Below are 24178 nucleotides of genomic sequence, written 5' to 3' on the forward strand. Positions count from 1 at the left end.
GAGGAAGGCGGCGCCGGCTGTCTGCCCCCGGACGGCGAAGAAACCGGCGAAGACCCCGCAGAACACCAGGCCGAACGCGGCGAGGACGCGGCGTAGCCCGAATGCGCTGTGAGCCGGGGGGAACCCCCCCGGACCGGAGGAGCCGCAGGAGAAGGCGCGGCGCCACCAAGGCCGGTGCCCGAGGGCACTACCCCGGTCGCGTTGGTGCGGCAGGGAATGGGTCACAGACACCGGTATGCCCCGCCCGGACGGGGCGAACCGGTCGCCCTCGTCGCCGTTGCGGGGATGGTCCTCCCGGATCGCACGGACGGCATCGAGCGGGCGGACACCGACGTCGGTCAGCCCTCGGGTGGTCGGTCAACCCTCGGCTGCCGACGTGCCGTGGCGGCCCGGCAGCCTGGCGGTCATCGCGGATCTCGCCTCGTCGCTGACGAGGCGCTCGGTGAAGATCGAGCTTTCGACGTCGATGCGCGCCAACACCTCCGGTGTCCCGCCGTCGTGCAGCAGGGCGCGAGCTGCCGCGAGCGCCTGCGGCGGCTGAGCCAGCAGCGCCGCCACCCGGTCGTCGACCCGGGCGCGTAGCGCTTCGGCGTCGGGAAGTACCTCGGTCACCACCCCCAGTCGGGCGGCCTCGGCCGCTCCGAGGGACTCGCCGAAGTAGACGAGGCGGGCAGCGATGGCTGGTCCGACCCGGCGGGGTAGCAGGAGGGTCGACCCGAACTCGGGGATCACCCCCAGATTGACGAACGGCATCCCGAGGGTGCTGCGCTCGGTCGCGTAGACCAGGTCGCAGTGCAGCAGCAGCGTGGTCCCGATGCCCATCGCGGGCCCGTCGACCTCGGCGACGAGAAGTTTCGTGCTGCGGGCCAGCGTCCGGATGAAGGTCAGCGTCGGACCCTCCGCCCGGAGGGCGTCGGCGGCCAGAAAGTCGACCAGATCGTTGCCGGCGGTGAAGGATCCGCCGCTGCCGGTCAGCCGGATGACCCGGATCTCCGGGTCGGTCTCGGCCTTGTCGAACGCCTCCGCGAGGGCGAGGTACATCGCCTGGGTGAGGGCGTTGCGTTTCTCCGGGCGGTTGATCCGTACCGTCAGCGCGCCCTGGCCGGGTTCGCTCTCGATCTGGCTGCTCATCCGTGTCTCCTCACCGGTCCGTCGGGTTCCCTGGCCCGGCCGTGCTCCCGACCCGGCCGTGCCCGGGGGCGTCAACCGTGCCCGGGGGCGTCAACCGTGCTCAGGGGCACAGTGCCACCGGCTGGCCTCGGGTGAAAGTAGTTGTGCCACCTCCGCCGCTTCCGTGACCTCCGCCGCTTCCGCCAGCCGGGGCCTCGCTCGGYGATTAGCGCAGCAGTTCAGCAGTTCAGCAGCAGCTCATTGGACGGGAGTTGATGGGGAGGTCTGTCGTGGAGTTGTTGTGGAGTGATTGAAGCTTCGGCGGACCGGGTAGGGCCTGATCGGCAATCGTCGACGCCTGATCGGCAATCGTCGACGCCTGATCGGCAATCGTCGACGGGGGTGACTGCTGGGGCGGAGTGACCCAGTTCCCGTCGCCAGGTGTCTGCAATGTCTACAACGTCTGCAATGTCCACAATGGAACCACTCTTCATGATCTGGCAAGAGGTGGGAGCTGCGGCCCGGGCGGGGGTCGGGTGGGCTGCGAGGGTGTGATCTGTGTGGCCTCGGATCGTGCGATGTGCTTCCAGCAACATGCCAACATGTGATGTGTTTGCGTTGTCGAGCGCGGTGCGACCGGYTGATCGGAGCCTTCGTGGCCGCGGAGGATCTGCGCCGGTTGGCGTCGACTGCTGCCCGTCAGTGCTAGTTCATGCGCATCGTCGTTGTTTGGTCCGGGCTGCGCTCATGTAATTCGGGGCGGGTTCTGGTTGCGCGTTGCGCGCCCGCGAATGTTCGTCACCCGGTGCTACCTCGCCATCCTTTTGCGTTGAAGGCGGGTGCCCCCAGTCGGGCTAGTTCTTCACCCGCTACAGTTGTCCGCGCCCCCGGAACATTCACCCGATGTCCGGACCGCCTACTCCAATGCGCTGGCCCGGTGTTGTCGTCTGTGGTCTTCCGGTGACATGTCCCGATGGAACTCGACTACTCACCCCCGCACACGAGGCACTCGACTCCCGGGTGCCGGACGAGAGGACCGGATGCTCCAGAATTGGCCCATCCGCTCGAAGCTAGTGGYGATTCTCGTCGTCCCCCTGGCTGCGCTCGCGGTACTGAGCGCGATACAGGTGCGGGGGAACGTCGACAACGTGCGGGTCGCCAACCGCATCAAGGCACTCGCCGACTTCTCGATCAAAAGCAACGAGCTGGTCCAGGCCCTGCAGGTCGAGCGGTACGCCACGAACTCCTATGTCGGTTCCAACTACATGGCCGTCGCTCAGGAGCAGGCGGCGCTCGCCGCCCGCGGCCCGGTGGACAAGGCCCTGGCCGTCTATCGGGCCGGTGAGGCGGCGCTGCCCGCGGCGGGTCGTGACACCCTGGCGACCACGCTMGCGTCGATCTCGGAACGCCTCGGCAAGCTCTCTGCGCAGCGCAAGGCGATCGACGCGCACCAGGCGCAGGTGGACCAGAACATTGCTTTCTACTCGGGTGCCGTGGACGATCTCCTCGCCCTCAACGCCCAGGTGGCGGCCGGAAGCCGCAACACCTCGCTGGTCAACGGTGCCACCACACTGGTGAGTATCGCGCAGGCCAAGGAACAGGTCGCCCACCAGCGCGGCGCCGTCGTCCGCGTGATCCTCCTCCAGCAGACGGATGCGGCCACGCTGCGGGAGATCCAGACCAGGAGCGGGGCGGAGGACGCCTGGCTGGCCCAGTTCCGCACCACGGCCACGGCGGACGAGCAGGAGTTCTACAACGTGACGGTCGGCCGGACGATCTCGGCCGCCGCGACATTGCGTGACGGCACGGTCAACGCCGTGCAGAACGGCCAGCCGCTGACCGTTACCCCGCAGATCTGGCTGGAGGCCTCCGACGCGAAGATCAATGCGATGCGGCAGGTCGAACGCCGGATCGCGGCCGACCTCGCAACGACCAGCGCGAAGATCGCCAGTTCGGCCACCCGCGACGCGCTCCTCAGCGGTATCGGCGTGGCGCTGGTGCTCGTGGTGTCGGTGGTGATTTCTCTCCTGGTGGCGAGCCCGATGATCCGGGACCTACGCCGACTGCGCCGCGGCGCCCTCGAAGTCGCGAACGAGCGGCTGCCCGGGGTCGTCGACCGTCTGCACCGCGGGTCGCCGGTGGACGTGGCCGAGGAGGAATTCCCGGTCGAGGTCCGGAGCAAGGACGAGATCGGTCAGCTCGCCGAGGCGTTTGGCACCGTGCACGCGGTGGCCGTGCGGACCGCGGTGGAGCAGGCCGCGATGCGCAAGAGCATCGGGGACACGTTCCTCAACCTCGCCCGCCGCAGCCAGGCACTCATTCACCGCCAGCTCAAGGTGATCGACGCCCTGGAGCGCAAGGAGACCGACCCGGACGAGCTGGAGGAGCTCTTCCGTCTCGACCACCTCGCCACCCGCATGCGCCGGCACGCCGAGGACCTCATCGTGCTGTCCGGCTCCAAGCCGGCCCGTGGTTGGCGCCGGCCCGTCCCGGTCAAGGACGTCGTCCGTGGCGCCGTCGCCGAGGTGGAGGACTACACCCGGGTGCAGGTGATGTCGATCGACGGAGGGGCCATCAGCGGTCACGCCGTCGGTGACGTCATCCACATGCTCGCCGAGCTGATCGAGAACGCCACCTCCTTCTCTCCGCCCCACACGCCGGTGCATGTCTCCGGGCACGAGGTGTCGAACGGCTTCGTGATCGAGATCGAGGACCGCGGGCTGGGCATGAGTCCGGAGGAGTTCGACGCCGTGAACGAGCGGCTGGCCAACCCGCCTCCCTTCGACCTGTCGACCAGCGAGCGTCTCGGCCTGTTCGTCGTCGGTCGGCTCGCCGAGCGGCATTCCATCTCGGTGAAGCTGCGGTCCTCGCCGTACGGCGGCACGATGGCGATCGTCCTGGTGCCGACCACGCTGCTGCGGCAGGTCGACACCGACGGGGAGGCCCGGCCGGAGCCCGCGCAGATCGCCCCGCCGCTCCCCATGACGCGGGTTCCGGCTCTCGACGGCCCGGCCATCGACGAGGACCGGTTCCGTGGGTCGCTGGTGGACGCGGACGGCAACCTCGCCGGTCCCCCCGCGCGCTCCGAGGACGCGGCCGCGGCTGCGCACGGTCAGGACGAGACGCTCATCGACGATCTGCCGGTCTTCGCCACGGTGCGATCGAGCTGGTTCGTCGCCGACCGCCCGCGGCACCGTTCCAACGGCAGGCCTTCGGACGCTCCGCCGCGTCCCTCGACCCCGCGCTCCGACCCGGACGGCGGGTCGGGCGGGAAGCCCGGCTCCCGCGACTTCGGTGACCCCCCGCCGCTGCCGTCGCGCCGTTCGCGTGGCGGCCGCAGGGCCGTGGGGGACCAGCCCCACCCCGCCGTCCCGGACCATCCCCAGACGCCCGGGTCGGACGACCCCGGCGGTCCGCCGGCCCGTCCGGGACAGGACACATCTTTCCGGGATGAACCCTTCCGGGAGGAGCCCTTCCGGGATGGCCCCTTCCAGGACGGACGGGACGTCCCCGGTCCGGGTGGCCACGACGGTGCGCCCGGCTCCGAGTATGGCGGCGACGGCGGACCCGGCAGCCGTGTCACCTCGCTGTTCGGTGACAGCCCCATGGCCAGGGAGCGGTCGCGCGGTGGTGAGCCCGGCTCCGCCGACCCGCGGGAGGCCACCCGAACCGATCCGTTCACCTCACCGCTGGGCCGGCCGGTGGGACGCTCCGAGGGATTCCAGCGCGAGGACACCCCCGCCATGGGCCAGACGGTCGTCCCCCTCGGACGCCCGGCGCCTTCGGCCCGTTCGGACGAGCCCGCTGACCCGGCCGGGCCCGGCGCGGACGGCCAGCTGCCCGTCGATTTCACCGAGGTGGGCCTGCCCAAGCGCACCCGGCGGGCCAGTCTCGCGCCACAGCTTCGTCGGGACACTCCCGAGGAGCGTTCCGGAATACTCGCCGCGCAACGGAGCCCGGAAGAGATCCGCAACATGATGTCGTCCTTCCAGAACAACTTTGGTCGTGGTCTGGCGGACGGCCAGGTTTCGAACGACGGTGACGATGTAGGAAAGGTGACCTGATGCGTCCGCTGGGGCCGTCCGAGAACATGAGCTGGTTGCTCAACAACCTCGTCAAGAAGGTGCCCGAAGTCACCTATGTGATTGCGCTTTCCTCTGACGGGTTGTTGCTCGCCACCTCGTACGGGATGGACCGGGCGACCGCCGACCAACTGGCCGCGGTGGCCTCCGGATTCAACAGCCTGGCGCGCGGCGCGGGTCGTTTCTTCGGGGGTGGAAACGTCCGGCAGACCATTGTCGAGATGGACGAGGGATTCCTGTTCGTCACCGCGGTCGGGGATGGATCGTGCCTGGCCATTCTCAGCAGCCCCGGCGCGGACATCGGTCTCATCGCCTACGAGATGGCGCTGCTGGTGACCCGGGTCGGCGAGTTTCTCACCCCGGAACTCCGGGCTCAGATGCAGTCCGCGCTGCCACTCTGACATCGGCCCGGCGATCGGGTGGGGGTCCGATCGGTTGGTGGGTCAGCCGGTCACCCCCTGCCATCACCGACCGGATGACAGCAGAATTCTCAAGGCAGGAGGACCGGTATGTCGCGCGATGATGAATGGTTCGACGAAGAGGCTGGTCCGGTCGTCCGCCCCTACGCTGTCACCGGGGGCCGGACACGGCCGACGAACCAGACGTTGGAGCTGGTCGYGTTGGTGACCACCACGCCCAACGGCCGGCTGATGATGCGGACGCTGGAGCATGAGCAGCGCGCCATCGCGTTGCTCTGCCAACGCGTGCAGTCGATCGTGGAGATCTCCGCTCGGCTGAATCTTCCGGTCGGGGTCGCGCGGGTCCTCGTCGGCGACATGCTCGACGCCGGCCTGGTGACCGTGACCCGACCGGCCCGACCCTCCGACCGCCCTTCCATTGCCCTCATCGAAAAGGTGCTCGATGGACTACAGGCCCTCTAGAACGGGGTCGCCGGAAACGGCGCCGCCGCATCCGGTAAAAATCATCATCGCCGGCGGGTTCGGAGTCGGAAAGACGACGTTCGTCGGTTCGGTGAGCGAGATTCAGCCCCTCACCACGGAGGCCGCGATGACGGCCGCAAGCATAGGGATCGACGACACCAGCGCGGTCGGTTCGAAGACGACGACCACGGTCGCGATGGACTTCGGTCGGATCACGCTTCTCGACAGCATTATTCTCTACCTTTTCGGCACCCCGGGCCAGGACCGGTTCTGGTTCATGTGGGATGAGCTCGTCCTCGGCGCGATCGGCGCGGTGGTCCTGGTGGACACGCGGCGGCTGGCCGACTCCTTTCCGGCCATCGACTACTTCGAGGAGCGCGACATCCCGTTCCTCATCGCGCTGAACCGGTTCGACGGTGCGCGGGAGTACCGGGTGGAGGACGTCCGGGCGGCGTTGGACCTCGATCCGCGCCGTCCGGTGGTGTTCTGCGACGCCCGGCAGCGGGAGTCGGTCCGGCAGTCCCTGGTGTCGCTGGTCCGCCACGCCCTCGACGTGGTGTCCGCGGAGTCCCGGCCGGRCCTGCCCCAGCGGTCGGGGTGAGCGGCCGCGTCGGTCCGGTGGGCACGGCTGGTCCGGTGGGCACGGCTGGTCCGGTGGGCACGGCTGGTCCGGTGGGCACGGCTGGTCCGGTGGGCACGGCTGGTCCGGTCGGCGTCCGTCGGCCACGTCCCGATCCTGCTCCGAGGAAGGGGAAGGTGCTCGATCTTTTCGGTATCGATGAGGTCACCCTGGCCGCCTATCGGCTGTGGCTGTGCCACGAGGTCCTGAGCGTGCCCGAGGTGGCGGAGATGCTCGGCGAGCCGCTGGTCGCCGCGGGGCGGGCGCGTGATCGTCTGGTCGAGCTGGGTCTGCTGCTGCCCTCGCGCGAACGGGCCGGTCACTACGTCGCGGTGCATCCCGAAGCCGGGCTCGACCACCTGCTCCAGGCGCAGCACGAGCAGCTGATCCGTCGCCATGAGCGGCTGCTCCTGGCCCGGGCACAGATCAGCTCCTTCGTCTCGGACTACCTGGAGAGCCGTCCCGGCGGGGACACCGCCGAGGTAAGGCGGATAGACAGTGCCGACCAGGCCCGTGCGGAGCTGCTCGCGATCGTCGGGCGAGCCGAGCGGGAGGTGCTCGCGCTGCATACCCGGCGCGAGTGGTCCTCGACCCTGACTCGCGAGGTGATGCCGGTCGAACTGCGTGCGTTGCGGCGTGGTGTGGTGATGCGCAGCGTCCTGCCCCGGTCGGTGCGCCTGGACGAGCTCGGCGCCGGTTATGTGCGGACCGTGGCGGCGCATGGCCTGGACGCCCGAATGATCGACGATCCCCGGCTGGACGCCACCGCGGTCGACGGGCGGATCGGCCTGGTCCGACTGGGCCGGGGGTTCGCGACCGGCCAGACCCTGCTCGTGCGCACCCCGGAGCTGACCGCCCTGCTGCTCACCCTGTTCGAACAGGTCTGGGAGGCCGCCGAACCGCTGAGCGGCGAGGCGATGGCCGCTCCCGGGGACGGTGACGACGCGCCGAACGACACCGAACGGCTGCTGCTGCGTCTGCTCAGCCTCGGCATGAAGGACGAGGCGGCCGCGCGCCATCTGGGCGTCTCCGTCCGCACCGTGCGCCGCATGATCGCCGATCTGATGGCACGGTTGAACGCCCGTAGCCGATTCCAGGCGGGTAGCCTCRCCGCGCAACGCGGCTGGTTCTGAGCGGCTGGTTCTGAGCGGCTGGTTCTGAGTAGCCGGCTCTGGATRTAGCCGGCTCTGGATGTAGCCGGCTCTGGATGTAGCCGGCTCTGGGTAGCACCATACCCGACCAGGCCGAGGCCGAGCGCGGACGACGTGGTTCCCACGAGATCGAGATCCCGGTTCTCCTCCGGTGGCGTGTCGACCACCCCCAGGCACCGGGAAGCCCGCTCGCGATGGTTGTAGCCGCGTTGTGCTCTCCGTGTGCACTGGTTGGCATTTGACTGCCAGGGCAACTTGCTGCCAGGGGAAATCCAGGACAGCCGCGCCGCGTGGCCCCATGCTCTCGATGAGTCAAAGAAGCCGACTGCTTTAGAAAGGCTGGCTGCTTCAGAAGGRCTGTCGGGTGGGAAGCGGTGGTCGCGCACCGGTCACTCCCGGCCGGCTCCATGCTCGTCGGCGGATTCCCCTGCCACCTGTAACGCGTCGCAAGGTGCCGGGGCCGGTCCGTCATGGCCGGTCCGCCTGACTGCCCATGCACACGGTACCCGTGCTTGCCATGCACACGGTACCCGTGCTTGCCTGGGGTCAAACACGCGCTTCCCAAGAACATGTCGAGGAGATTCTTGTGCCCTCAGTCACCGGTCCCTCAGTCACCGGTCCGCAGAACCCCGCCACGCCGTCCGGAGGTCAGTCACACCGGACTCTCATCGTGGCCAGGATGAACCCTGCCGACGCTCCCGCCATCGCGGCGACCTTCGCCGAGTCCGATGCCGGAGAACTACCCGGAATCGTGGGTGTGACCAGGCGTGACCTGTTTCACTTCCATGGCCTTTACTTTCATCTTATCGAGGCTCCGACTAACGTCAGGAACACCGTCGAGAACGTCCATGAGCATCCGCTGTTCGTCGACGTGAGCAAAAAGCTCGGGAAATACGTCTCCGCCTACGACCCGGAGACCTGGCGCACCCCCGGGGACGCGATGGCACAGAGTTTCTACTCGTGGACGGCCGGCTGAGCCCCCGGTGCGCCACCGGGCTCCTGATACACGGCCGGGCTCCTGTACACCGCCAGAGCACCGGGCCCGCCGGCTGCGGYCGCGACCGGTCATCAGCGACCGCGTCCTAGATCCCGCCCACCGGTACGCCCAGTTTTTCATGTGAACCCCGAAACCCGAAAATGAAAAAGGGAGTACGACATGCCCCGGCAATGGTCGGCCGATGCCCTGCTCGACTTCCTGGTCGAGCAGGCCGGTCTGCCCTCGGACGAGCGGCCGACGGACCTGGATGTGACCTTCATCGACATCGGCCTCGACTCGCTCGCCTACCTCCAGCTCTCGGCGGAGGTGGCCGGGACCTTCGGGGTGGACCTCCCGGCCGAGCTGCCGGAGAGCTGGACCCTCGCCGAGATCCTGGCCACGGTGAACACGGCTCTCGGCCAGCGCGAGACGGTCTGAATCCGCCGTTAGTTCCCACGCCCCATACCTTCCAGGCCGACCGGAGCCGACGTGAGCGGGCACACTGACAACTCGATTTTCATCGATGCCGACATTGAAACCGTCTGGACCATCACCAACGATCTGAAGTCCTGGCCTGACCTCTTTACCGAATACGCCTCGGTAGAGATTCTTGAGCACCATGAGAACACCTTCAAGTTTCGCCTGACCATGCATCCCGACGAGAACGGGACGGCGTGGAGTTGGGTGTCCGAGCGGACGCTCGACCCGGCCACCCGGCAGGTGCGCGCGTACCGCGTCGAGACCGGTCCGTTCGAGTACATGCACATCCACTGGAGCTACACGCCGGAGGGCACCGGCACCCGCATGCGCTGGGTGCAGGACTTCCATATGCGCCCGTCGGCGCCGGTGAACGACGAGCAGATGACCAACCGCATCAACGCCAACACCGCCCGCGAGATGTCGGTGATCCGGGAGAAGGTCGAGCGGGCCGCCGCCGAGCTGCCCCCGGTCTCCATCGCGCTGCCGGAACAAGTCTGAGGAGAACGAGACCGGTGACTTCCGTGACAGCGATTCCGAAGGTTCTCTGCATTCACGACATGACCCCAAACCGTCGGCGCGGCGGTGACGTCCGCACGCTGCTTTCACCGGCGACCGTGGGCTCGACCTCGGGCTTTTTCGGCACCTTGACCCTCCAGCCGGGTGAGGTGGTGACCGAACACCTGCATCCCTACTCGGAGGAGTTCCTCTACTGCGTGCGCGGCATTGTGACCGCCCGACTGGACGGTCAGTACCAGGACCTGCCGGCCGACCACGGGGTGTGCATCCCGATCGGGATGCGCCACCGCGTCGTCAACACCGGTGAGGAGACCGCCTTCCTCGTCTTTCACCTCAGCCCGCTGGCACCCCGGCCCGACCTCGGTCATGTCGACACCGAGGTACCGCTCGACCCGGATGCCCCGCACGTCCCGGTCGCCCCGTCGGCGCCCACCGTCGACTCCCTGCCCCACGGGTCCGGACAGTGAGCGGACCAAGACGGACGGCGGTCACCGGGATCGGGGTGGTCGCCCCCGGTGGGGTCAACCGCAAGGAGTTCTGGACCCTGCTAACCGACGGCCGTACCGCGACGCGGCGACTGTCGTTCTTCGACCCGACCCAGTTCCGTTCCCAGGTGGCCGCCGAGTGCGACTTCGACCCGGCGGCGGCCGGCCTGACCGCCCGGGAGATCGCGCGTAACGACCGGTTCGCGCAGTTCGCCTTGGCCGCGGCGTTGGAGGCGGTGGAGGACAGCGGCCTGGACCTGCGGGGCGGCGGGGACGGTTCCGGGGACGGCGGGGACGGTTCCGGGGACGGCCCGATCGTTGGCGTCAGCATCGGCAGCGCGGTGGGCGCGACCACCCGCCTGGAGAACGAGTACGTCGAGGTCTCCGACAGCGGGCGGGACTGGGAGGTTGATCCCCGGTACGCCAGCTCGTTCCTCTACCACGCGATGGTGCCGAGCTGCCTGGCCACCGAACTGGCCTGCCGGTTCGGCGCGCACGGCCCAGCCTTCGTGGTCTCCACCGGCTGCACCTCGGGCATCGACGCGGTCGGCTACGGCCATCAGCTCATCGTCGACGGCGAGGCCGACATCGTCATCGCCGGTGCCTCCGACGCGCCGATCTCCCCGATCTCGATGGCGTCCTTCGACGCGATCCGCGCGACGACAGCCCGCAACGACGACCCCGAACACGCCTCCCGTCCCTTCGACGCCAGCCGGGACGGCTTCGTGATGGGGGAGGGCTGCGCCGTACTCATCCTGGAGGAGCTCACCGCCGCCCGGTCGCGCGGTGCGCACATCTACTGCGAGGTGGGTGGGTACGCCTCGCGCTCGAACGCGTTCCACATGACCGGACTGCGCCCCGACGGGGTCGAGATGGCCGAGGCGATCCGGGTCGCGATGGACGCGGCGCGGGTCGGGGCCGACGACATCGACTACATCAACGCGCACGGATCGGGCACCAAGCAGAACGATCGGCACGAGACGGCCGCCTTCAAGCGTTCGCTGGGACAGCGGGCGTATGACATCCCGGTCAGCTCGATCAAGTCGATGATCGGGCACTCGCTGGGCGCGATCGGGTCGATCGAGATCGCCGCCTGCGCCCTGGCGATCGAGAACGACGTCATCCCCCCCACCGCCAACTGGACCACCCGCGACCCCGAGTGCGATCTCGACTACGTCCCGAACATCGCCCGGGACCACACTGTCGACGTGGCCCTGTCGGTCGGCAGCGGTTTCGGTGGCTTCCAGTCGGCGATCGTCCTCGCCGCCCCGACGCGATGAACGCCGCCGTGGAGGCCTCCGTCGCGACGGCCGCGGGACCCGCGTACCGGGACGGTTCGCCGCAGGCCCCGGTCCGGCCGGTCGTCACCGGTCTCGGCGTCCTCGCGCCCAGCGGCATCGGGACGGAGGAGTACTGGGCATCAACTCTGCGCGGCGAGCTGAAGATCGCGCCGATCAGCCGGTTCGACACCACCTGGTACGACGCCACCCTTGCCGGCGAGGTCGCCGGTTTCGCGGTCGAGGATTACGTCGACAAGCGGTACATCGTCCAGACCGATCGGTGGACCTGGTTCGGGATGGCCGCGTCGCGCCTCGCCATGACCGATGCGCGCTACGACCCCGCCGCGCACGATCCGTATGCGACCTCGGTGGTGTTCGGCAGCGGGTCGGGCGGTGTCGACATCGGGCAGCGCGAGCTGGGACGGCTGTGGACCCGGGGCCGCACCGCGGTGAGCGTCTATCAGTCGATCGCCTGGTTCTACGCGGCGACGACCGGGCAGACCTCGATCCGGTATGGTCTGAAGGGGCCGTCGGGGGTCCTGGTCAGTGACGGTGCCGGCGGAATCGACAGCCTGGCCCAGGCCCGGCGGATTATCCGCCGCGGCACGCCGACGGTGCTCGCCGGGGGGGCCGAGGCGAGCCTGACGCCTTATGCGATTGCCGGCCATCTGTCCGGTGGCCGGGTCAGCACCGCGACCGTCGCGGCGGACGGCTACAAGCCGTTCGACGTTCGGGCGAACGGTTACCTGCCCGGTGAGGGTGGCGCGACGCTCGTGCTCGAGGATCCGGCCGCCGCCGCCGCCCGGGGAGCCCCGCACGTCTACGGCGAGATCGCCGGCTACGCCGCGACGCACGACGCCGCCCACCACGAACGCCCCGCCCCGGACGCGCGCTGGCTCGCCACCGCGATGCGCCGGGCCCTGCGCGACGCCAGCCTCACCCCGGACGACGTCGATGTCGTCTTCGCGGACGGCGCTGGTTCACCGGACCTCGACGCCCAGGAGGCGGCGGCGATCCGCACGGTCTTCGGGGCCCGGACGGTCCCGGTGACGGCGCCGCAGGGCTTCGTCGGCCGGCTCCTCGCCGGCGGCTCGGCGTTGACGGTAGCCGCGGCGTTGCTGTCCATCCGGGACGGGGTCATCCCGGCGGTGGGCAACCTCGACACCCCCGATCCGGCCCATGGGCTCGACCTCGTGCGCACGCCCCGGCGTGTACCCGTGCGGGTGGCGCTGGTGAACGCCCGCGGCTACGGCGGTTTCAACAGCAGCCTCGTGGTTCGCGCCGTCGGTCCTTGCTGAGGAGGACGTACCCACCCGTATCGCCTGCCCGTATCGCCTGCCCCCGCTCACCAGCCGAACCTCACCAGCCGAACCTCACCAGCCGAACCTCACCAGCCGACACCTTGACACAGGAGACAGTCAGCGATGTTCCCAGACCTGGCCGGGCGACGCGCCCTGGTTACCGGCGGTACCCGCGGCATCGGACGGGCCGTGGTGCTCGGCCTCGCCCGAGCCGGAGCGACGGTCGTTGCCGGCCACCAGCGCCAGACCGAGGAGGCCGAGAGCCTGCGCCGCGAGCTCAAGGACACCGGCGGCGACCATCTGCTCGTCCAGGCCGACGTCGCCGATCCGGGCCAGATCACCGAGCTCGTCGAGGCCACCGGCACCCACCTGGGCGGCCTCGACATCGTCGTGAACAACGTCGGCACGATCAGCCACATCCCCTACGCGCAGCTGCCCCTGGACGAGTGGACGCAGGTGCTGACCACCAACCTCACCGCCACTCACCTCGTCACGCAGGGCGCGTTGTCGTTGCTGGGGGACTCCGGTTCGGTGATCAATATCGGATCCGGCTCCGGGGTGGTCGGTCTGCCGCTGCGGGCCCACTACACCGCGGCGAAGACCGGCCTGATCGGACTGACCCGCTCGCTGTCCAAGGAGCTCGGTGTCCGCGGCATCCGGGTGAACCTGGTCTCCCCGGGAGTCATCGAGACCCACCATGCCGAGGGCATCGACCCGGCCGTCAAGGCGGCCTACACCAACCGCATCCCGCTGGGACGCATCGGGACGGCCGAGGAGGTCGCCGCGGTCGTCCTGTTCCTGGCCAGCGACGTGTCGTCCTACGTCAACGGCGCCACCTTTGCCGTGGACGGAGGCATCTGATGACCTCGACCCCGCCTTTTCGGATCATGCTGACAATGCGGATCCACCCCGGTCGGGAGGCCGAGTTCGAGCAGACCTGGCTGCGGATCGGCGACGCGGTCACCTCGCACCCGKCGAACCTCGGGCAGTGGCTGATCCGCTCGGAGGAGGAGCCGAGCACGTACTACATCGTCAGTGACTGGGTTGACGAGGAGCAGTTTCGCGAGTTCGAGCACAGCGAGCGTCACCTGGTGCACCGCAAGGCGCTGCACCCGCTGCGCGCCAGTGCCTCGATGGTCACCGGTACCGTCGTCGCCCAGTTGGCCGGCGCGGCCTCCCTGACCGTTCCGGCGGGAAGCTGACCGTGGCCGGTCCGGCGAAGGTTCGGGTCATGCTGTGGGCGGTCGACCCGCCCGACGATCCCGGCGCGGTGGAGCGGGCTTACCACGAGATCAGCTCCAAGCTGGTCGGCACGCCTGGCCTGCTCGGTAACACGCTGCGCCGGTCGGCGGCGGACCCGTCCCGGTTCGCGGTGGTCAGCGTCTGGGCGAGTATGGCCGAGTTCAACGTGTGGGAACAGGGGGCGGACCACCGCGGGACGACCTCACCGCTGCGTCCCCTGCAGGATCCGCAGCGCCCTCCAATGATCGACATCGAGGTCGCCGCGTACGGCCCGGACGGGCCCTTCGGCGACGATCCCCCGGACTGATCAGCGGGTCCTCCGGCTCCGCTACCCGGGGACAGGTAGCCGGGCTCCAGTGGCCGGGGACCGATCGCCGCCGCGGCTGTGCCGGGGGCAGCCCCACCGCCCGAACGGGCGGTGGGGCTGACGCACGTGGAGCACGAAGAACGTCTTCCGGATGATCTACGGATATCATGGTGGGCGTGGACGAGTCATCCCGCCGGCCCATCCACCATCCAGTCTCTCGACGCCAAGGCGATCATCCTATCGGAGCGTCGCTACGATCGTTTGACCCCGCCCTCTTTGACAGGGCGGGGTCGTTTCGCGACGACACCCTCTAGTTCGGCGGCGCCGGCTGCCAAGATCTCCTGGATCGCCCCCACCGGCTCCTCCGACGGGCTCAGGTCTCTCCGGCCGGTCAGGCCTGCCAGCATGGCCCGCTGTTCGAAGCGGGGCGGCCCGGTCGTCTGGTGTCCATCTTCGCCCGCTTCGACCAGGTGTCCGATGATGCCGCTGAGTGCCGGTTCTGCGCCGAGGTGTAGAAATGCGCGGTCTGCCCAGGACAGTCCCGGGGCGTACTCCTCGGCCGTGAAGGCGGTGGCGCGGGTGCCCCGGGCTCGGAATCGGGGGGGTTATGCCGGACTCATCCGCTCTTGATGTCCTGATCGGGCTCGCGTTGCTCTTTGCCGCGTTCAGCCTCGCAGTCTCCCGGATCAACGAGGCCGTGCTCGCTCTGTTCCGCTACCGGGGGCGCCAGCTGGAGGCCGAGCTGCGACGGCTGCTCGGCGGTGACCGGCCCGCCGAACCGTCCGATCCGGGGGCGGACCCGCCCGCGGATCGGACGGACCTCGTCGCCGAACTGTTAGACGGGCCGCTTCGGGCCATGCGTGCCACTGGCCGCGACACCTCCCTGCCGGCCATGGACGACCATCCGCCGGTTTCCGGTACCTGGGCCTCGGTGCGCCGCGCGCACACACTGCGGTTGCCGTCCTACCTGCCGTCCACCGCCTTCGCTCGGGCGCTGCTGGACCGGGTCGACCCGCCCGCCCGGGCCCTGCTGTCCCAGCTCCGCCCGGACACCCTGCCTGACCACGTCCCCGACGAGGCCAGGGCCGCGTACCGGCGGGCCTACGACGGTGCCCGGCATGCCCTCGGGGAGAGGTCCGCCCAGGCCCTGTACGACGCGATGCCTGTGGATCACCCCACCGGGCGGGTCGTGGCCGCCGCGCTCGTCGCCGCCACCAGGGCCGGAGCCGTGGGAACGATGGAGGACGGGCTCGCCGCGATGCCCCCCTCCCCGGCGAAGACCGCGATGACCACAGCGATAGTCCAGGCCGGCGGGGACCGCGAGAAGGTCGTCATCGAGCTGGCCCGGTGGTACGACGACGCGATGGATCGCCTGTCCGGGTGGTACAAGCGGCGCATCGCCGTCTTCCTGCTCGGCTACGCGGTCCTGCTGTCCGTCCTGTTCAACCTCGACGCGATCGGGCTCGCACGGGCGTTCTGGCAGGACGGCACCGTGCGGCAGGCGGCCGTGACCGCGGCCCAGGCCGAGGTGGGCTCATCCGGCGAGGCGGCCGGGAGCTCCGCCGGGAGTTTCGCCGGGGATCCCGCCTCCGGCACCCGCCTCACCTCCGACCAGCCCATGGTGGGGGACGCCACGGAACAGGTGATCAAGACGGTGCGCGAGGCCTCGGGGCTCGCCTTCCCGATCGGCTGGGTCCACAACTCCGCGGGCCGCGACGACCCACGGGAGGTTCCCGACTCCGTCGAGGGGTGGCTCCTGAAAATCGCCGGCATCGCGATCGCCTGCTTCGCGCTCACCGCCGGCGCCCCCTTCTGGTTCGACCTGCTCGGCAGACTGGTGAACATGCGCGCCACCGGCCCCAAACCCCGGGCCGCCAACGGATAGATCAGGGCCCTTCCGTCGGCGAGCCGGCTGGTGCTGGTGCTGGTGCTGGTGCTGGCACCGGCACCGGCACCGRCACCGGGTGGATGCCGAGCTGGTCGAGACGTCGCACCAGCGCCTCCAGGGTCGGCCGAGGATGCCGGTAGAACTCCGAGCCGCGGATCCGGAAGAACGTCCAGCCGAGCCGTTCCAGGATCCGCTGGCGGCGCAGATCCGCCTCCCACTGGTCGGGCCCGTGGAAACGGTCACCGTCGCATTCGACCGCGAGGCGGGGGCCGCGGCGCCCCACACCCCCGGCGGTGGCTCCTTCGGTGACGGCTTGCTCGGCGGTGGCTCGCGTGGTGGCGACCCCTTCGACGACCAGGTCGATCCGGTAGCGCCCGACCGGATGCTGGGGGCGCACCCGGTAGCCGCGGGCGAGGAGCTCGCGCAGGACGGCCCGTTCGAACTCGCTCTCGCAGCGATCGGCCAGATCCGCGTCGAGCCGTCCGGTCTGCCCGGCGTACATGTACTCGATCAGCTGGCGCCGCACATCGTCGTCGCGCAGCGTGGCCGGGTCGACGCTGTGGAACACCCACATCTGGTTGCGGGCGCGGCTCGCGGCCACGTTGACTCGTTGCTGGTCGCGGCGGCGGGTGGCGGCCGAGCGGTTGTCGTCCGCGACGACGGAGATGAAGATGACGTCCCGTTCGTCGCCCTGGAACTGGTACGGGTCGCCGACCCGCAGGTCGCGGCGGGAGAACTCGCGCTCCCCGAGCCGTTCGACTAGGGTGTGTTCGATGAGGCGGGGCTGGCCGGCGCCGAGCAGGGTGACCACGCCCATGCTCATCCCGTCGTAGGCCGGGTCGGCGCAGCAGGCGAGGACCCGCTCGACGAGGGCCTGCGCCTCCGCTGGGTTCGCGTCGCCGAAGCGGGTCTGCGACCGGGCGCCCCGGGGGACCCGGACGGGTCGCAGCGGCGCGCCGAGGGCGAGCTCCGGATCCTCCCGCAACGGCAGGATCTGCTGGTCGTAGAAGCGGTTGGAGAAGCCGATGATGTCGGGCAGGCAGCGGAAGTGCTCCTTGAGCACGATGGTGCGCGGGAAGACCCGGGCCGCGGTGTCGTAGAGACTCGCCTCCACGTCGAGCAGCGAACGCTGGGCGACGTCGGGCAGGTGCGCGTCGATCAGGGCATGAACCTTGGCCCGTTCGATGCCGACGGCCTCCGGACTCGTCTGGGCGTCGTCGCCGACGACGACAGCCTTGCGGGCCAGGCTCAGCACGCCGAGGGCCAGCAGGTCGCACTGGCTGGACTCGTCCACGATGACCACGTCGAACAGGTCGTCGGCGCCCGGGTCGAAGCTCTCCATCACCCGGTGCGTCGGCATGATCCACACCGGCACGGCGCCCATCGCCGCCCGCATGTGGGCCCGGGCCTCGGCGCGCCACCGCGGGGCGTACTTCCCGGTGCCCTTCCCGATCCGGTCGAGTGCCTGTACCCAGCCGGTCAGCGCCCGGCGCTGGGAGTCGCCGAGCCGGATCGCCAGGCCCAGCCGGGCGGAGCGACGCGCAGTCTCCAGCACCAGGGCGCGCACGTGCCGCGAGGCGTCGGCGAGCTGACGGCCGAGCGTGGTGAGGTCGCCGTCGGAGTGCAGGTCGTCGAGCCAGGTCTGGGCCTGGCGCCAGCGCCACGCCTCGCTGGCCCGCACCGCCTCGCCGCAGCTCGACGGGTCACCCTGTCCGGTGAGGATGGCGTCGGTCCACAGCGGCGCGACCGCGCGCAGCCGGGCCGCCAGCCGGTCCCGGCGTTCCACGCCGGGGCGCAGCGCCGCCAGCCGGGCGCTCTCGTCGAGCAGCGCCGTCCATGTCGCCAGGTCCCGCCTGGTCAGCGCCTCGTGCAGGTCGGCCCACACCCGGCCGGCCCGCGGGCTACGGCCTCCCTCGGCGAGCGCCCGTTCTACCTCGGCGAGCGCGCCGGCGATCTCCTTCTCGCGCCGTCGGCCGGTCGCCGTGGCAAGCAGGCCGGCGAGGTGGGAAAGCGTGTCCGGGTCGGAAGGCGTCGTCGTGACGGGATGGCCGGTGGGATGGCCGGCGGGATGGCCGGCGGGGAAGACAGCGCGCAGCCGGGCGGACAGCTCCGGTGCCGCCCGGCGTTCCCAGTCGACGGCGTCGGCGAGGCCGCCGGCGACCGCGTCGAGCCGGGTGAGGACGTCGGGTGCCGCGGGCTCGATGGCCTCACCGCCGAGGGCGGCGGCGATCGCGGCCTGACGGGCGGCGGCGGCTGCCAGCGTCTGACGGCGGCGCACCTCTGCCTCGACGATTGCCACGTCCTCCCCCGTGCGCGCGGCCAGCCCATCGACGCGCACCGCGTCGTGCAGGTCCCGCAGCTCCCGTCCGCCGAGGCGGGGGATCCCCCGGCCGGCGGCGAAGCGGCCCCGCAGGTCGGCGAGCAGCCTCAGCTGGACCCGCGGGTCACCGGCGGGCAGCTCGATGGAACGGCCGAAGGTGAGGGTGGTCAGACGGCGCAGCTCGGCGACCTCGGCGGCGAGGGCCGTGGCCTGGTCGGCCCAGAACCTGGCCTGCTCACCCGACGCCGCGCACTGCGCCCGGGCGGTGGTGAGCCAGCCGACCGACAGCCGGCGCAGCCGGTCGGCGGCGGCCCGGGTGTCCTCGACCAGGGCACGGACGCCGTCGGCACCGTCGGCACCGTCGACGTCGAGCGCGTCGAGCGCGTCGACGGACAGGCCGGCCTGTTCGAGGTCGGCGAGCCCGGCGCGGATCTCGTCGAGTTCGTCGTGCAGCCGGCCGAGGGCGACCGCGCCCGGCAGCGACGCGCCGTCCGGCAGGTCGCCCGGCAGATTGCCCGCGGCGGCCCGGGCGTCGGCGGGGGTGATCTCGCGCGCGGTCCGGTAGAGCTCGGCGAGCTCGGCCGGGCCGAGCGGAAGCGCGCGGGTGGGGTCGAGCCGGTCGGGAACGAACCCGAGCTCCTCCGCGCGCTCGGCCAGCCAGCTCGCCACCTCCGGCGCGCGTTCCCGCCCGTGCGGCAGCTCGAACTCCCGCGCCTCGCCGGCCAGCAGGTCGATCATCCGCAGTTCGAGGGCGCGGGCGGTGGCGCGGGCGGCGTCCAGCTCCTCGGCGAGGGCCTTCACGGCCGCGGTCTCCCGCGCCGGGTCGACCTCGCTGACCGCCCCGGAGATCTCCACGATGGCGGCGCGCAGTTCGTCGAGGTCGGCCCGGCTCGACCCGAGCACGGCGACGGTCAGGTCGCGCAGCTCCCGCGGGATCTTGTCGCGCAGCACCGCGAGGGCCTGTTCGTCCTGCGCGGTGACGAGCACCCGCTGCCCATGCGCCACGAGGTGGCAGATCATGTTCGCGATGGTGTGGCTCTTACCGGTGCCGGGCGGCCCTTGCACGGTGACTCCGCGGGCGCCCGCGAGCTGCCGGGCGATCCGCTCCTGGTCGGCGTTCGTCGGCAGCGGCATCAGCAGGCGTTCACCGAGCCCCGCGGGGGAGCCGTCGTGACCGCGCCGGCCACGGCCTCGATCGGCGTGGGCACCCTCGGGGAGGGTGCCGTCGGCCCGATCGTCCCCGCCGAGCGCGGCGGCGACGAGCCTGTCGTCGGCGACCACGGCGGCGATGGCCTCGGGGAGCAGGTCCCGTTCGGCGAGGGCGGTCCGCAGCTCCGCGTAGAACTGCGCCTGCAGGGCCGGCCGCGGCCGCACGTACACCGCCCAGGTGTCGACCAGGACGGGGCTCGGCCCCGGCGGGGGCACCGGACCGGTGGTCGCGCGGGCGTCCAGCCCGAGCGGCGCGAGGATCTGGCGGTGCAGCTCGGCCTGGGCCGGGGCGTCCCACGGATCGGCCGGCGCCGTCCGCAGCCGGTCGCGCAGGGCCGACATCTCGTCCAGACCGGGGAGGCCGAGGCCGTGCAGGGGCTCGGTCTCCAGGCTCACCGGACCGTCGGGATGCAGCCGGATGACCCCGGAGTCCGGATCGACCGTCAGCACCATGCGGGTGACGAGCAGCGGATGGATGATCGTCGCGTCGCCGACCCGCCAGCACAGCACCGAGTGCCCCCAGGCCAGCTCCACGGTCGCGGCCTCGCGCTGCAGCCGCAGGCGCAGGTCGAACAGGCGCTGGTAGAGGGCGCGCGCGTCGCGGGCGGCGCGTGCCTCGGGCGCCCACGGCCGCCACACCTGACGCACCCAGGCGTCGAGCAGTGCGACGGCGCCCGGCGGAGCGTCCCGCTCCTCGCCCGGGACACCGGGAGGCTCGCGCTCCCCGGTCTGCTCGACGGCCTCCGCGTCCAGGAGATGGGCGGGGATGGTGGGTGGGGCGTCCGGGCTCACCACCGTCCCGGCCAGGTAGCGGTCGAGCGGGGGTGGCCAGCTCGGCGCGGCCGGCTGGGGTACCCGGGCGACCTCCAGCCAGCTCTCCCGCTGCGTTGTCGGGCCGAGCCGGACCCCCGGATGGGACGGGACGTCAGCCGGAAGGAGCGGAGCGGGGACGTACTCGGCGAGCTGGCGACGGGGGGCACCGCGCCGTTCGGCGGCGAGCGCGGCCAGGTAGTCCAGGAGCCGAAGCGACCGGCCACGGACCTGATCACGAGCGGACATCGGGCTCCTCGGCTGGCGGGCTGGGTCAGGGCGCGGCGGCGCGACGCCACCTGCCGCCCGCGCCTTCGCCTGATCGACCTTACGACCTGTCTCCGACACAATCGCCGGCTTCCGGCCTGTCCCGCTCGGACCGCCGCTCGGACCGCCGCCCGGACCGCCGCCCGGACCGCCGCCCGGGGACGCGCGGCGCGGTTCCGTCCGTGGCCGCACCTACGCCGGACGAGGCGGCCGACGCCTGATCCACTACCGGGGACGCACGTGGGGTGGTGAACTGTCGGCGTGTCGATCCTGTCGTCTCCTGGACACGCATAGTGACCATCGGTACCGTCCGACGTCGTCTGGTCCGACGTCGTCCGGTCGGGCTGCGCCAAGTCGGGCTGCTGGGGGAGAACCACCATGGGATTGCGTTCCGGCGGTGCCGCCGTGCTCACGAGCATGCTGCTTGTGCTGGCCGCGGTTCCGGTCGCGGCTTCGCGCCCCGCGGACGGCCCGTCGCGTTCCGTGGCGGAAAGCTCGCGTTCCATCGACGAGGCGCCGGACCAGGTCTCGCTCCGTGCTGGTGATGGGGACCACGGCCGTGGTGGTGATGGAGACCCCGGAGCGTCCGCCGGCACGGGTGCGCCTCGGCCCCCCGCCCCGGACAGGACCGGGACGGGGGGCCGCGGGAACTCGCTTTCCTATACCGGTGGGCAGATCAGCGTCCTTGCCGTACTGGCGGTGCTGTTGCTCGGTGGGGGAGCCTTCTGGCGGCGCGCGCACCGGGCCGGGTTGTCCTGAGCGCGGTGACCTGCCGGCTGCCGGCCGGCGAATCTGGGGGACCTGAGCACAGTTTGCGGTCCCTGGACCGTGACGGGCTCCCCCAAATTCGGCCGCCGCGCGATGGTGGTCACTGCATGAGCTGACCGTCTACCGGACTTCGCGGCCGCCGACGTCGCGGGGCTTCCGGATCCGGATCTGGTCTGGCCTGGCCTGGTCTGGCCTGGGTTATCCGGCTCGGACGGTCTGCCCGCATCGCCTGCCCGCATCGCCCGGAGGTGTCCGCCCGGGACAGGTCGGGACGGGGTTGGCAGGTTGTTACGCCGGTTTCGCGCCTATGAAGCCATTGTTTCCGTCCGCAGGTTGCGGGTTATCCCGTCGACGGGGTCGTGGTGGGTGGTTTGGGTCGGTACTCTCGGGGTGGAGAAACCTAGGATGATCGGGGGTGTCCGTGCTCCTCTGGTCCAGGTAAGTATGAAGCGAAGTCACCGAGACTGATGTAGCGCCGATCGAGACGTGAGGGCCGGGTAACGGTGGGTGCACCAATACTGGTGGATAATGCCGATCTGGCGGTCAAGACCCTGGGGGTCTGCCGGATTGACTCCCCGCTCCTGCCGCTGCTGGGGGAGCGGCCGACGACGCAGCATTACATCGATGAGTCGGACAAGGTCCTCTACGACGACACCGCCCTGATGATCTCCTCGCGTGGTGTCGCGCTCGATGACCTGCCCGGATTCGAGCCGGCCGGGCCGCGCCGGAAGATCTACTTCGACCCGTCGAAGACCCGGGTGGGCATCGTCACCTGCGGTGGGCTCTGTCCCGGGTTGAACAACGTGATCCGCGGTCTGGTGCTGGAGCTGACCTCGCACTACCGGGTTCGGCGGATCTTCGGATTCCGCAACGGGTACCAGGGCTTCATCGCCCGCTACGGCCACGACGTCGTCGATCTCACCCCGGAGAGCGTCGCCAACATCGACGAGGACGGCGGGACGATCCTCGGCAGTTCCCGCGGCCAGCAGGATCCCGCCGAGATCGTCGACTGCCTCTCCCGGATGAACATCAACATCCTGTTCGTCATCGGCGGTGACGGCACCCTGCGCGGGGCCGGGCAGATCGCCCGGGAGGCCGAGACGCGCGGGGAGAAGATCGCCGTGGTCGGCATCCCGAAGACGATCGACAATGACATCCCCTACATCGACCAGAGCTTCGGCTTCCAGACGGCCTTCGGCAAGGCCGCGGAGTCCATCCGGGTCGCGCACGCCGAGGCGACGTCCGCGCCCGGCGGGCTCGGCGTGGTCCGGCTCATGGGCCGCCACTCGGGATTCATCGCCTGCTACGCGACGCTGGCGAAGAGTAACGCGGACGTGGTGCTCATCCCGGAGTTGCCGTTCAAGCTGGAGGGCGACGGCGGTCTGCTGAACTACGTGCGTCGCCGGGTGGCCGAGCGCGGCCACGCCGTCGTCGTCGTCGCCGAGGGTGCCGGCCAGGAGCTTGTCGTCGGCCAGCCGGAGAGCACCGACGCGTCCGGGAACCGCAAGCTGCACGACATCGGCCCGGAGCTCTCCCGCCGGATCAAGGAGTACTTCGACGCCGAGGGCATCGAGCTCAACCTGAAGTACATCGATCCCAGCTACGTGATCCGCAGCGTGCCGGCGAACCCGTACGACAGCGTCTACACGATCCGGCTCGCCCACGCGGCCGTGCACGCCGCGATGTCCGGCCGCACGGAGATGGTCGTCGGCCGCTGGCGGCGGCGGTTCATCCACATCCCGATCCCGCTCGCGATCAGCCAGCGCAACCAGGTCGACCCGGCCGGCGATCTGTGGATGTCCGTCCTCGAAGCGACCGGCCAGCCCCCCCGCTTCGAATAGCCGAGTAGCCAGCCCCCTCTCTTGCCTTTCCAGAGGGATAAAAGGGACGTCGAAGCCTCTGGATAGGCAAGATTCCCGGTGTGGCCGTGCGTGTCCACAAGGACGAATCGGGCTCGGGGCCTCTGGACAGACACCCACCGGAACAGCCCACGGTGTGCCGCGATCAGGTCGGGCCGGGTCAGGCGGCGGATCCACCAGAAGCAGAAGCCGGTCCGTCATGCCGGACGACGGGCGCCGATCACCGTAGGGTACGACGACAGACGCACCCGGCCCGCCGCGCCCGACCTGGATGTGCTGGCCGGACACTGTTCGGACCTGGTGGGTAGGAGGGCAGGGAGTACGTGGAGGTCTTCGAGACTCATCGGAGCCTGATCGAGGACTATGCGGCCTTCACCGACTCCCTCGTCGAGGTTCGCGACGAGAAGATCAAAGATTATCTCGAGCGGGAGCGGGCGGCGAAGGTCCGCTGGCCTGACCCGTGGATCTCGCTCAACCCTGCGTTCGCCTCCGGCGGCACGGTCGACGAACTGGTCGGCACAGGTCTGCTGCACCCCGACTGCGGCAGATTCTTCCGGGTCAAGAGGGATTCCGGCGATCCCGGCGGGCGGTCGCTGACGCTGTATCGGCACCAACGGGAAGCCATCG

Annotated in this window: 21 protein-coding genes; 18 read left to right on the forward strand and 3 right to left on the reverse strand. The window is 70.5% G+C overall.

What is annotated here, in order from left to right; translation table 11 throughout:
* Both KBI5_RS27285 and KBI5_RS05420 read right to left on the reverse strand, forming a co-directional pair.
* The coding region (locus tag KBI5_RS27285) for a hypothetical protein (protein WP_085014484.1) at nt 1–231 on the reverse strand (231 nt) is incomplete at its 3' end.
* Nucleotides 232–357: 126 nt separating this feature from the next.
* Nucleotides 358–1131, reverse strand: a complete 774-nt coding sequence (locus KBI5_RS05420) for an enoyl-CoA hydratase-related protein (RefSeq protein ID WP_011437248.1) — start codon at nt 1129–1131, stop codon at nt 358–360.
* 1019 nt (nt 1132–2150) lie between these two features.
* Here KBI5_RS05420 and KBI5_RS05425 point away from each other — a divergent pair.
* The 15 genes from KBI5_RS05425 (at nt 2151) to KBI5_RS05495 (ending at nt 16315) form a co-directional block, all read left to right on the forward strand.
* On the forward strand, nt 2151–5174 hold the full coding sequence (locus KBI5_RS05425) for a nitrate- and nitrite sensing domain-containing protein (RefSeq protein ID WP_085014478.1): 3024 nt from the start codon (nt 2151–2153) through the stop codon (nt 5172–5174).
* A complete protein-coding gene (locus KBI5_RS05430; RefSeq protein ID WP_011437246.1) occupies nt 5174–5593 on the forward strand; it encodes a roadblock/LC7 domain-containing protein in 420 nt (139 codons plus the stop codon). Before KBI5_RS05425 ends, KBI5_RS05430 begins: the two co-directional genes overlap by 1 nt.
* 108 nt (nt 5594–5701) lie before the next feature.
* On the forward strand, nt 5702–6073 hold the full coding sequence (locus KBI5_RS05435; protein WP_085014479.1) for a DUF742 domain-containing protein: 372 nt from the start codon (nt 5702–5704) through the stop codon (nt 6071–6073).
* The gene (locus KBI5_RS05440; RefSeq protein ID WP_085014480.1) at nt 6054–6674 is read left to right on the forward strand and encodes an ATP/GTP-binding protein; all 621 of its coding nucleotides are present in this window, start codon (nt 6054–6056) and stop codon (nt 6672–6674) included. Before KBI5_RS05435 ends, KBI5_RS05440 begins: the two co-directional genes overlap by 20 nt.
* 155 nt (nt 6675–6829) lie before the next feature.
* Entirely contained in the window at nt 6830–7825 is a 996-nt protein-coding gene (locus KBI5_RS05445; RefSeq protein ID WP_085014481.1) for a LuxR C-terminal-related transcriptional regulator, read from the forward strand.
* A 685-nt stretch (nt 7826–8510) separates the two neighbouring features.
* Nucleotides 8511–8819 carry a TcmI family type II polyketide cyclase gene (locus KBI5_RS27600; RefSeq protein WP_049761097.1) on the forward strand — a complete coding sequence of 103 codons (309 nt, stop codon included), beginning with the start codon at nt 8511–8513 and terminating at the stop codon, nt 8817–8819.
* A gap of 180 nt (nt 8820–8999) precedes the next feature.
* Nucleotides 9000–9257: an acyl carrier protein gene (locus tag KBI5_RS05455; protein WP_011437241.1), complete on the forward strand. Its 258-nt coding sequence runs from the start codon at nt 9000–9002 to the stop codon at nt 9255–9257.
* A gap of 51 nt (nt 9258–9308) precedes the next feature.
* Complete coding sequence (locus tag KBI5_RS05460; RefSeq protein WP_011437240.1) at nt 9309–9797, forward strand: SRPBCC family protein; 489 nt, start codon at nt 9309–9311, stop codon at nt 9795–9797.
* A 59-nt stretch (nt 9798–9856) separates the two neighbouring features.
* Nucleotides 9857–10282: a cupin domain-containing protein gene (locus tag KBI5_RS05465; RefSeq protein WP_082456678.1), complete on the forward strand. Its 426-nt coding sequence runs from the start codon at nt 9857–9859 to the stop codon at nt 10280–10282.
* Nucleotides 10279–11580: a beta-ketoacyl-[acyl-carrier-protein] synthase family protein gene (locus KBI5_RS05470; protein ID WP_023840771.1), complete on the forward strand. Its 1302-nt coding sequence runs from the start codon at nt 10279–10281 to the stop codon at nt 11578–11580. The genes KBI5_RS05465 and KBI5_RS05470 overlap by 4 nt, the downstream gene beginning before the upstream one ends.
* Nucleotides 11581–11588: 8 nt before the next feature.
* Complete coding sequence (locus tag KBI5_RS05475) at nt 11589–12878, forward strand: beta-ketoacyl synthase N-terminal-like domain-containing protein (RefSeq protein WP_255353869.1); 1290 nt, start codon at nt 11589–11591, stop codon at nt 12876–12878.
* A 126-nt stretch (nt 12879–13004) separates the two neighbouring features.
* A complete protein-coding gene (locus KBI5_RS05480) occupies nt 13005–13742 on the forward strand; it encodes a 3-oxoacyl-ACP reductase family protein (RefSeq protein ID WP_011437236.1) in 738 nt (245 codons plus the stop codon).
* A complete protein-coding gene (locus tag KBI5_RS05485) occupies nt 13742–14083 on the forward strand; it encodes an antibiotic biosynthesis monooxygenase family protein (RefSeq protein ID WP_085014482.1) in 342 nt (113 codons plus the stop codon). Before KBI5_RS05480 ends, KBI5_RS05485 begins: the two co-directional genes overlap by 1 nt.
* A gap of 29 nt (nt 14084–14112) precedes the next feature.
* On the forward strand, nt 14113–14430 hold the full coding sequence (locus KBI5_RS05490; RefSeq protein ID WP_085014485.1) for an antibiotic biosynthesis monooxygenase: 318 nt from the start codon (nt 14113–14115) through the stop codon (nt 14428–14430).
* Nucleotides 14431–15037: 607 nt separating this feature from the next.
* The gene (locus tag KBI5_RS05495; RefSeq protein ID WP_011437233.1) at nt 15038–16315 is read left to right on the forward strand and encodes a hypothetical protein; all 1278 of its coding nucleotides are present in this window, start codon (nt 15038–15040) and stop codon (nt 16313–16315) included.
* Between the two features lies 1 nt (nt 16316).
* On the opposite strand, the gene KBI5_RS05500 is transcribed toward KBI5_RS05495, so the two are convergent.
* Complete coding sequence (locus tag KBI5_RS05500; RefSeq protein WP_085014483.1) at nt 16317–20906, reverse strand: AAA domain-containing protein; 4590 nt, start codon at nt 20904–20906, stop codon at nt 16317–16319.
* Between the two features lie 396 nt (nt 20907–21302).
* On the opposite strand from KBI5_RS05500, the gene KBI5_RS05505 reads away from it, so the two are divergent.
* The 3 genes from KBI5_RS05505 to KBI5_RS05515 form a co-directional block, all read left to right on the forward strand.
* Nucleotides 21303–21683: a hypothetical protein gene (locus KBI5_RS05505; protein ID WP_011437231.1), complete on the forward strand. Its 381-nt coding sequence runs from the start codon at nt 21303–21305 to the stop codon at nt 21681–21683.
* Nucleotides 21684–22195: 512 nt separating this feature from the next.
* Nucleotides 22196–23533: an ATP-dependent 6-phosphofructokinase gene (locus KBI5_RS05510; protein WP_011437230.1), complete on the forward strand. Its 1338-nt coding sequence runs from the start codon at nt 22196–22198 to the stop codon at nt 23531–23533.
* Nucleotides 23534–23874: 341 nt separating this feature from the next.
* On the forward strand, nt 23875–24178 hold a 304-nt coding region (locus KBI5_RS05515; RefSeq protein WP_133056960.1), incomplete at its 3' end, for a hypothetical protein.

Origin of the sequence: Frankia sp. KB5, from assembly GCF_002099325.1 — a bacterium.
GTDB lineage: Bacteria > Actinomycetota > Actinomycetes > Frankiales > Frankiaceae > Frankia > Frankia casuarinae.

Excerpts from the sequence above, each read along its gene's own strand:
- KBI5_RS05420 (WP_011437248.1), bottom strand. The coding sequence starts at position 1,131 with ATGAGCAGCCAGATCGAGAGCGAACCCGGCCAGGGCGCGCTGACGGTA.
- KBI5_RS05430 (WP_011437246.1), top strand. The coding sequence starts at position 5,174 with ATGCGTCCGCTGGGGCCGTCCGAGAACATGAGCTGGTTGCTCAACAAC.
- KBI5_RS05455 (WP_011437241.1), top strand. The coding sequence starts at position 9,000 with ATGCCCCGGCAATGGTCGGCCGATGCCCTGCTCGACTTCCTGGTCGAG.
- KBI5_RS05465 (WP_082456678.1), top strand. The coding sequence starts at position 9,857 with ATGACCCCAAACCGTCGGCGCGGCGGTGACGTCCGCACGCTGCTTTCA.
- KBI5_RS05480 (WP_011437236.1), top strand. The coding sequence starts at position 13,005 with ATGTTCCCAGACCTGGCCGGGCGACGCGCCCTGGTTACCGGCGGTACC.
- KBI5_RS05490 (WP_085014485.1), top strand. The coding sequence starts at position 14,113 with ATGCTGTGGGCGGTCGACCCGCCCGACGATCCCGGCGCGGTGGAGCGG.
- KBI5_RS05495 (WP_011437233.1), top strand. The coding sequence starts at position 15,038 with ATGCCGGACTCATCCGCTCTTGATGTCCTGATCGGGCTCGCGTTGCTC.
- KBI5_RS05505 (WP_011437231.1), top strand. The coding sequence starts at position 21,303 with ATGGGATTGCGTTCCGGCGGTGCCGCCGTGCTCACGAGCATGCTGCTT.